This window comes from Cryobacterium sp. (genome assembly GCF_026786305.1).
Classification (GTDB): Bacteria; Actinomycetota; Actinomycetes; order Actinomycetales; family Microbacteriaceae; genus Cryobacterium.
Map to the genome: position 1 here is coordinate 1 of NZ_JAJAYI010000076.1, position 8,988 is coordinate 8,988.

The window sequence follows — 8,988 nt, forward strand, 5'->3', positions numbered from 1 at the left end:
AGATGCACTAGCGCAATCCCTTCGACGTCGTGTGATGCTGTCGACAGCAGACGCTTACCGCACGGTGGTTATCGCAAGTGGGTGCGTTGACCGTGGCTCAACTGAAACGTCAGAATCTGATCCGCACCGAACGCAACGTGTGAAGGAAAGAAGCACAACGCTTCACGCTCTTTACTCAACGGTAGCGAGGGGCAAGGATGAGCCGTGTGCGAAGTCCAGGATCGCTTGCGCTTACCGAACGCGTCGTCACCCTCGGCTGACTTCACCGGCTGGGCGGCTGGTCGAACAACGACGGGTATTCTTTCGACGGATTCCCCGGTTCCCACCGCGCCGCGCTGGCTCCGAAAAAACTGGTTGTGCATATGTCATAACATTATCTGGAAAGGGCGCTACTGTGGGGGAACGGCGACAAGCCGACCACTCCTAGTTCAGAAAGTTGTACATCGACGTATGACGACCTCACCGCGAACCCCCCACGATGTGCTGACCATAGGCCGCGTCGGCGTTGATATCTACCCGCTGCAGGCTGGTGTCGGCCTCGAAGACGTCCGAACGTTCGGCAAGTACCTCGGTGGCAGCGCCACCAACGTTGCCGTCGCCGCTGCGCGCCACGGATTGAAGTCCGCGGTGATCACCCGCACCGGAAACGATCCCTTCGGCAATTACGTGCACCAGGAGCTCGTGCGCCTCGGCGTCAGCGACGAATTTGTCTCGGGGGTGGCCAACCTCAACACCCCCGTCGTGTTCTGCGAAATCTTTGCGCCCGACGACTTTCCCCTCTACTTCTACCGATCGCCCAAAGCACCCGACCTGGTCATCAACGCCGACGAGCTCAACCTGACGGCCATTGAGAACGCCCGCATCTACTGGTCGACCGTGACCGGACTGAGTGAAGAGCCCAGCAGAGCCGCACACTTCGCAGCATGGCACGCACGCGGCCGACGCCCGTTGACCATTCTCGACCTCGACTACCGCCCCATGTTCTGGGCGTCACCCGAGGAGGCGAGCGCTCAGGTGGCACTCGCCCTTGGCCACGTCACGGTCGCCGTCGGCAATAAGGAAGAGTGCGAAATGGCCGTCGGCGAGACCGAACCGTCGCGCGCCGCCGACGCACTGCTGGAACGGGGCGTCGAACTGGCCATCGTCAAGCAGGGTCCCAAGGGCGTGCTGGCCAAGACCCTCACCGAAACCGTCGAGGTGCCCCCGTACTTTGTCGACGTCGTGAACGGGCTCGGCGCCGGTGACGGCTTCGGCGGGGCCCTCTGCTACGGATTACTGCAGGGCTGGCCGCTGCGTCGCGTCCTGCAATTTGCGAATGTGGCTGGCGCCATTGTGGCCAGCCGGCGTGAATGCTCGACGGCGATGCCCACCACGAGCGAGGTCGAGCACATTCTGGCCGGAGTGAGCGCATGACCGGGCTTGACTTCGATGCGCTGCGCGATGCCCGCGCGAGCCACCCGGAGCGTATCGGCGAGATCCTCGCGGGCCGAACCCGGCGGGAGCTGATCCGCGGTGACGGTCGACTCTTCATCGTCGCCGCCGACCACCGCGCCCGCGGCGCCCTCGGTGTACGTAACGACGCCAACGCCATGGCCAACCGCTACGACCTGCTCGAAAGCCTCGCGACCGCGCTCACCCGCCCGGGCGTGGACGGCGTTCTGGGGACACCCGACATCATCGACGACCTCGCCCTGCTCGGACTGCTCGACGACAAGATCGTCGTTGGGTCGATGAACCGCGGCGGACTCTGGGGCTCCTCGTTCGAGATGGACGACCGCTATACGGCCTACGACGTCGACCGGATCAAACGGGACCGGCTGGACTTCGCCAAAAACCTCGTGCGCATCAACCTCGAGGACGCCGGATCGCTCGCCACCCTCGAGGCGACGGCGCTGGCCGTGAGCCAGGCTGCTGCGGCCGGCCTCCCGATTATGTTGGAACCGTTCATGACCACCTGGGCCAACGGGCGGGTCAAGAACGACCTGAGAGCGGATGCAGTGATCCTGTCGATTGCCATCGCCGAGGGTCTCGGCAATTCCAGCGCCTACTCCTGGCTGAAGCTGCCGGTTGTTGCCGACATGGAGCGCGTTATGGCCGCCACCACGTTGCCGACCCTGCTCTTGGGCGGTGACCCGGTTGGGGATCCGACCCAAACTGTTCAATCCTGGCGCCACGCCCTCGAACTCCCCGGAGTACGCGGGCTCGTCGTGGGCCGCAGCCTGCTCTACCCGCACGACGGCAATGTTGAGGCGGCCATTGATACCGCTGCAGCCCTCGTGCACGGCGCCTGAACCTCTCTTCCACTCTCGTTCAGAAAGAAGATCACCGTGCCCGCGACAGCAATGGATTCAGCCCTCGTCGCGCACTGGATCGACGGAAAAGAACAGGCGGGATTCTCCGGTCGCACCGCGCCGGTCTACGACCCCGCACTCGGTACGGTCAGCACACACGTGTCGCTCGTCAACCTGGCAGGGATCGTGGCCGCCATTGCGAGCGCCACGGCCGCCTTCCCCGCCCGGCGCGACCAGTCGATCGCCAAACGTCAACAGATTCTGTTCAGCCTTCGCGAGCTGCTGAATGCCCGCGAGGGGGAGATGGCCGAGATCATCACGAGCGAGCGCGGCAAGGTACTCTCCGACGCTCTCGGTGAGGTTTCTCGCGGCCAGGAGGTTGTGGAGTTTTCTTGCGGCATCCCGCACCTGCTCAAAGTCGATTACTCTGAGAACGACTTGATCGGTGTCGACATGTACTCCACCCGCCAGGCGCCCGGCGTGGTCGCCGTGATCATCCCGTTCAACTTTCCGGCCACGGTACCGAAGTGGTTTTTCCCGCTTGCCCTCGCGGCGGCATCAACCTCGGTTTCCCCCAAAATGGCTCAAGCAATCAGATCGGCTGAACGATGACGACACCATCCGCCGACTGGTTCTACGCCCAAGGCTCCTTGGCGCGTGAAGGCTGGGAATCCGTCGTCGACCAGACAATCAGCGCATGGCGATACACCGGGATTCGTGTCGCTGCCCTCGCTGCCGGTGACTCCGTGTTCCTCGCCGCAGAAGCCAGCGAGCGCATCGTGATTCCGCTCGCCGGTTCGTTCACGGTGCGCTACACCCTTGCGAACGAGAGCGCGAAGCGCGTGCAGGCGCTTGCGGGGCGGGCATCCGTTTTTCACGGACCCACCGACACCCTGTACCTGCCCACCGGCACCGCGCTCTCGATCGCGGGCGCGGGCCGGGTGGCGGTGGCCGAGGCACCGACCGACACGGCCCATCCGGTGGCATACATTCCGAAGGCGGATGTGCCGATCGAGTTGCGCGGTGCCGGCCGGTCGAGCCGGCAGGTGCACAACTTCGGTACCCCGGGCAGTCTTGCGGCTGATCGGCTGATCGTGTGCGAGGTCATCACCCCGGCCGAGAACTGGTCGAGTTATCCGCCGCACAAGCACGACGAATACACGCCGGGTAAAGAGTCGAGCCTCGAGGAGATCTATTACTTCGAGACCGCCGTCACCCGTGGCCAGAGCGGGCCGGAAACGGCGAGCCCGTTTGGTTTCATGCGAACATACTCCTCTGAGGCCGGAAGCATCGACATCCTGGCCGAGGTGCACACCGGCGACGTCGCCCTCGTGCCGTTCGGCTGGCACGGCCCGTGCGTCGCGGCCCCCGGCTACGACCTCTACTACCTCAACGTGATGGCCGGGCCCGATCCCGACCGGTCGTGGCGAATCAGGGATGACCCGGCGCACGGCTGGATTCGAGACACGTGGGCTGGTCAGGAGATCGATTCCCGACTTCCCTATACTTCCTAGCTCTTTCCGGCAGTACCGAAAGGACACAACGACAGTGACCACCCGACGCATGACAGTCAGCCAGGCGCTCATCGAGTTTCTCGCCCACCAGTACACGGTTGACGGTGACGTGCGCGAGCGCACCATCGCGGGCATCTTCGGCATCTTCGGTCACGGCAACGTCGCCGGCGTCGGCCAGGCCCTGAAACAGCTGTCCGTCGAGGATCCGACCCTGATGCCCTATCATCAGGCCCGCAACGAACAAGCAATGGTCCACGAATCAGTGGCTTTTGCACGGATGCGTCGGCGTCGGTCGACTTTCGCCTGCACCGCTTCGGTGGGGCCCGGTGCCACCAACATGCTCACCGGTGCTGCCCTTGCAACGATCAACCGACTGCCCGTGCTCCTGCTGCCCTCTGATACCTTCGCCACCCGGGTGGCCGACCCGGTGCTGCAGCAGTTGGAACTGCCGCACGACGCTAGCATCAGCGTGAACGATGCCTTCAAACCGCTGTCTCGGTTCTTCGACCGGGTGCAGCGCCCCGAACAGCTCTTTGCGGCTGCCCTCGGTGCCCTGCGTGTGCTCACCGACCCCGTTGAAACCGGCGCGGTCACGCTGTGCCTTCCCGAAGACGTGCAGGCGCAGGCGCTCGACGTGCCCGTGGAGTTTCTCGCCGATCGCGAGTGGCAGATCCGTCGCCCCCGCCCGGATCGGGGAATCATCGACCAGGTCATGCGCGCCATCGTGGAGGCCAAGCGCCCGCTGATCGTGGCCGGTGGCGGCGTCATCTACTCGGACGCGGCCGCAGCTCTGCGCGCATTTGCCGAGTCCACCGGGATTCCCGTGGGTACATCGCAGGCCGGCGTCGGATCCCTGACCTGGGACCACCCGCAGAGTCTCGGCGCGGTGGGCGCCACCGGAACGACCGCCGCCAACCGCATCGCCCGTGACGCCGACCTCATCATCGGAATCGGCACTCGGTACAGCGACTTCACGACCGGCAGTCGCACTGCCTTCCAGCACCCCGGCGTGCGCTTCATCAACATCAACGTGGCGTCGTTTGACGCGATCAAGCTTGGCGCCGCCGTCGCGGTGGTAGCCGACGCCCGGGAAGCGCTCCTGGACCTGACCGCGGGCCTTGGTCGCTACACTGTCGACGCCGACTTCGCCGATCGCATCCGCTCGGAGAAGGCGGCGTGGAACGCGGTCGTCGACGCAGCCATCGCGCCAAGCGGCCGACCGTTGCCGGCCCAATCGGAAATTATCGGTGCCGTGCAGCGGGCCTCAGACCCGCGCGACGTCGTCGTCTGCGCGGCCGGTTCGCTGCCCGGCGACCTGCACAAGCTCTGGCGGGTGCGCGACGAACTCGGATACCACGTAGAGTACGGCTTTTCCTGCATGGGCTACGAGATCGCCGGAGGCATCGGCGTACGCCGCGCCGCCCCCGACCGAGACTCGATCGTCATGGTCGGAGACGGCTCCTACCTCATGCTGCACACCGAGATCGTGTCGGCCGTGGCGGAGGGTCTCAAGTTCATCATCGTGCTGGTGCAAAACCACGGCTACGCCTCCATCGGCCACCTGAGCGATACGGTGGGCTCGCAACGGTATGGCACGCAGTATCGATTTCAGGACAAAGCCCACAACAACTTTGAAACGGATGCGACGCTGCCGATCGACCTGGCGGCCAACGCGGCGAGTCTTGGGATAGCAGTGATCAGGGTGGAGCCTGGCGTGAACGCCATTGCCGACCTGGCCACGGCCGTGGCCACGGCGAAAGAATCCACCACCGCCACTCTGATTCATATCAACAGTGACCCCTTGCTATTTTCACCCGATACGGAGAGCTGGTGGGACGTACCGGTGGCCGAGGTATCGGCCCTGGGCAGTACCGCGCAAGCGCGTATCGACTACGTGGCCAAACGTGACAATCAGCGTCTCTATCTGGGGGCATAGCTCGTCTCGAAAAACATTTGTAAGTATGTTAGGACAAAATCTTGACCTCTGCTTGACAGCCGTATACCGTGGTCGACAGCAACAACATTAGGACATTAGAACAAACTCAATGTGGAGGCAATAAAGTGCGATTCGTAGTTCTGGGTGCCGGCAGGATCGGGCTCTCTCACGTCGGAACGTTGAAAGCGCAGGCCGGTGTCACCGACCTGCTGATCGCAGATCTCGATCCGGCTCGCGCCCAGGCCGCGGCCGCTTCAGTCGGCTCACTGTCCGCCACGATCGACGAGGCATTCGCCTCGAAACCCGATGGTATTGTGATTGCCGCCCCGACCTCGGCCCACGCCGAGCTTATTGTGCGGGCCGTGCGCGCCGGCATCCCGACATTCTGCGAGAAGCCGCTCGCTGAAAACCTCAGCTCGAGCATCGCGCTCGTCGAGGAGGTCGAGCGTCACGACGTTCCCGTTCAGATCGGGTTCCAGCGCCGGTTCGACGCCGGCTACACCGAGGCTAAAAAAGCGTTGCAGAACGGTGATATCGGCGAACTGCGCCGGATGCACATGCTGACCTGCGACCCGACACCGCCGCCGGCCGAGTACATCTCCATGAGCGGTGGAATTTACCGCGACTGCCACATCCACGACTTCGACATTCTGCGCTGGGTCACCGGTCGCGAAGTCGCTACGGTCTTCGCGACCGGAGCCAATCGAGGCGCGTCCTTCTTCGGTGACGCCGGCGACGTCGACGAATCCGCCGCTCTGCTCACACTCGATGACGGAACCCTGGTCACCGTGCAGGGCTCGCGTTACAACGGCGCAGGCTACGACGTGCGGATGGAACTGGCCGGAAGCCGGGGAAACCGTTCGGTCGGACTGGACGAACGCGTGCCACTGACCAGCGCCGAGCAGGGCGTCGGCTTTCCGAACGGTTCAGCGTGGCCCAACTTTCAGGAGCGGTTCGCTCCCGCCTATGCGGCAGAGCTGGCCCGATTTGTCACCGTGGCCGCCGGGGAGACCGTGAGCCCGTGCATCCCTCGGGATGCCTTGGAAGCGCTCTATATCGCTGAGGCTGCCGAACTTTCCCGCGCCGAGGGGCGCCCGGTGCGCCTCGATGAAGTCAAACGGTGACCGTGGCCGAGCCATCCGCAAATCTTCTGAGCCGCATCGCCGCCGCCCCGATTTCCTGGGGCGTGTGCGAGGTTCCCGGTTGGGGTTTTCAACTGGCGCCTGAGCGTGTTCTCGGTGAGATGGGTGAGTTGGGCGTCGTGGCCACCGAGTTCGGCCCCGCGGGGTTCCTTCCGGCCAGTCCCAGTGAAAAATCCGCGACTTTATCCGATGCCGGTCTCAAAGCCGTCGGTGGATTCGTGCCGATTGTGCTGCATGACGTCGGCAGCGACCCCGTGCCGGTCATTGAAGCCGAACTCGACTCGTTCGTGGCGGCCGGGGCCAGCCGGCTCGTTCTCTCGGCAGACACCGGCCGGATCGGCTACGACTCCAGGCCGACCCTGAGCGAGCAGGAATGGGGCACACTCCTGTCCAACCTCGATCGCCTGGTACAGGCGGCAGCCGCGCGGGGCGTGGTGGCATCTATCCACCCCCATGTCGGAACGATGATCGAATCGGGCGACGATGTCGAGCGCGTGCTGAATGGCTCTTACATTGGGCTCTGCCTCGACACCGGACACCTGTTGATTGGAGGTACCGACCCGGTCGAACTGGCCCGTACCAACGCCGCTCGGATCAGCCACGTGCACCTCAAAGACGTGCACCGGGATCTGGCCGAGAAGGTGCAGCGCAAGGAGCTGAGCTACACCAACGCGGTGCGCCTGGGCATGTACACACCCCTCGGGACCGGCGACATCGATATTGCGAAGATCGTCCGCGCGCTTGAGAGCGCCGGTTATGCGGGGTACTACGTTCTAGAGCAGGACACTATCCTGACCGAGAACCCTCCAGTCGGCCAAGGCCCACTCGCGGATGTACGTACCAGCATCGACTTCATCGCCGGTTTGGCGACGGGCTAAGATTTTACCCGACAATCAGCACCATCCGCAGTTCCCTGCACCACACAGCACGGCACCATTCACCAGTATCCAATGGAGGATCAACTCATGAAGCTTAAATCTCGCTGGATGACGGCGCTCGTCGTTCTGCCATTGGCCCTCACCGGCTGCACAGCCACCACGAACACCACCGCCAGTACCGATGCTGCGGCATCCGGCGACAAGGTCACGATCGCCGTCGTCACCCACGGCTCCCCGGGAGACACATTCTGGGACGTTGTCAAGAGCGGTGCGGAGCAGGCTGGCACAGACCTCGGCGTCACCGTCACGTACCAGGGCGATGGTGACCCGGTCAAGCAGAGCCAGCTGATCGACGCAGCAATCGCGACGAATCCGGACGGTTTGATCGTCTCGATGGCCAACCCCGACGGCGTCAAGAACGCGGTCGAGAAGGCCGTCGCTGCGGGTATCCCGGTCATCACTATCAACTCCGGCCTCGACCAGTCCAAGGAATTCGGAGCTCAGACCCACGTCGGTCAGAGTGAGTTCATTGCCGGCCAGGGCGCGGGCGATCAACTCGCCAATGCCGGTGTCAGCAACGTCATCTGTGTCATCCACGAGGCCGGTAACACCGGGCTGGAGGAACGGTGCAAGGGCGCCGCCGATACTCTGGGTGGCGCGGTGAGCAACGTTCAGGTCGACGTCGCGAACGTTGCGGACGCCCAGAACACCATCAAGAGCAAGTTGCTGGCCGACCCGTCGATCGACGGAGTCCTCACCCTTAACCCGGGCATCGCCGTGGCAGCCAGCCAGGCCATCGATGAGGCAGCGAGCTCCGCGAAACTGGCTACCTTTGATGTGTCCGCCGACGTCACCCAGCTCATCCTTGACGGTAAAATCCTGTTCGCCGTTGACCAGCAGCCCTACTCCCAGGGCTACCTGCCGGTGACCTTCCTCACCCTGCAGGCGCGCAACGGCGACGTCGTTGGCGGCGGCATGCCGGTCTACTCCGGGCCCGGCTTTGTCACCAAGGACAACGCGGCGCAGGTCGCGAAGTTCGCGAAGAATGGAACGCGATGACCCTCACCGCACCCGCGGTAACCGATGAACGGATCAAGCAGACCGGTCTGATTATCACGCTGCTGCGCCGCCCCGACGTCGGCGCCGCGGGCGCCGGCCGCGCCCCTTTGATGTTGTTGTGGGGGTCGGCCCAGCGGCCCGTCACGGGCAGGAGCAGCGCGCACCAGG

The 8,988-nt window shown here is 64.1% G+C and carries 8 protein-coding genes; all 8 read left to right on the forward strand.

The window, feature by feature from the left end; all coding sequences use genetic code 11:
• Positions 1–450: 450 nt before the first annotated feature.
• The 8 genes from iolC to LH475_RS09700 all read left to right on the forward strand — a co-directional run bounded on the left by iolC (position 451) and on the right by LH475_RS09700 (position 8,820).
• On the forward strand, positions 451–1,413 hold the full coding sequence (gene iolC / locus LH475_RS09665; protein ID WP_196844573.1) for a 5-dehydro-2-deoxygluconokinase: 963 nt from the start codon (positions 451–453) through the stop codon (positions 1,411–1,413).
• Positions 1,410–2,291 carry a deoxyribose-phosphate aldolase gene (locus LH475_RS09670; RefSeq protein ID WP_196844572.1) on the forward strand — a complete coding sequence of 294 codons (882 nt, stop codon included), beginning with the start codon at positions 1,410–1,412 and terminating at the stop codon, positions 2,289–2,291. Before iolC ends, LH475_RS09670 begins: the two co-directional genes overlap by 4 nt.
• Positions 2,292–2,327: 36 nt before the next feature.
• Positions 2,328–2,903 (forward strand): aldehyde dehydrogenase family protein, encoded by a 576-nt coding sequence (locus tag LH475_RS09675; RefSeq protein WP_297413685.1) that lies wholly within the window; start codon positions 2,328–2,330, stop codon positions 2,901–2,903.
• Complete coding sequence (gene iolB / locus LH475_RS09680) at positions 2,900–3,805, forward strand: 5-deoxy-glucuronate isomerase (RefSeq protein ID WP_297413687.1); 906 nt, start codon at positions 2,900–2,902, stop codon at positions 3,803–3,805. Before LH475_RS09675 ends, iolB begins: the two co-directional genes overlap by 4 nt.
• A gap of 49 nt (positions 3,806–3,854) precedes the next feature.
• Positions 3,855–5,741 carry a 3D-(3,5/4)-trihydroxycyclohexane-1,2-dione acylhydrolase (decyclizing) gene (gene iolD / locus LH475_RS09685; protein WP_297413689.1) on the forward strand — a complete coding sequence of 629 codons (1,887 nt, stop codon included), beginning with the start codon at positions 3,855–3,857 and terminating at the stop codon, positions 5,739–5,741.
• Positions 5,742–5,866: 125 nt separating this feature from the next.
• Positions 5,867–6,865 carry a Gfo/Idh/MocA family oxidoreductase gene (locus tag LH475_RS09690; RefSeq protein WP_297413691.1) on the forward strand — a complete coding sequence of 333 codons (999 nt, stop codon included), beginning with the start codon at positions 5,867–5,869 and terminating at the stop codon, positions 6,863–6,865.
• On the forward strand, positions 6,862–7,761 hold the full coding sequence (locus tag LH475_RS09695) for a TIM barrel protein (protein WP_196844568.1): 900 nt from the start codon (positions 6,862–6,864) through the stop codon (positions 7,759–7,761). Before LH475_RS09690 ends, LH475_RS09695 begins: the two co-directional genes overlap by 4 nt.
• A gap of 87 nt (positions 7,762–7,848) precedes the next feature.
• Positions 7,849–8,820: a sugar ABC transporter substrate-binding protein gene (locus LH475_RS09700; RefSeq protein ID WP_196844567.1), complete on the forward strand. Its 972-nt coding sequence runs from the start codon at positions 7,849–7,851 to the stop codon at positions 8,818–8,820.
• The last annotated feature ends 168 nt before the right edge of the window (positions 8,821–8,988 follow it).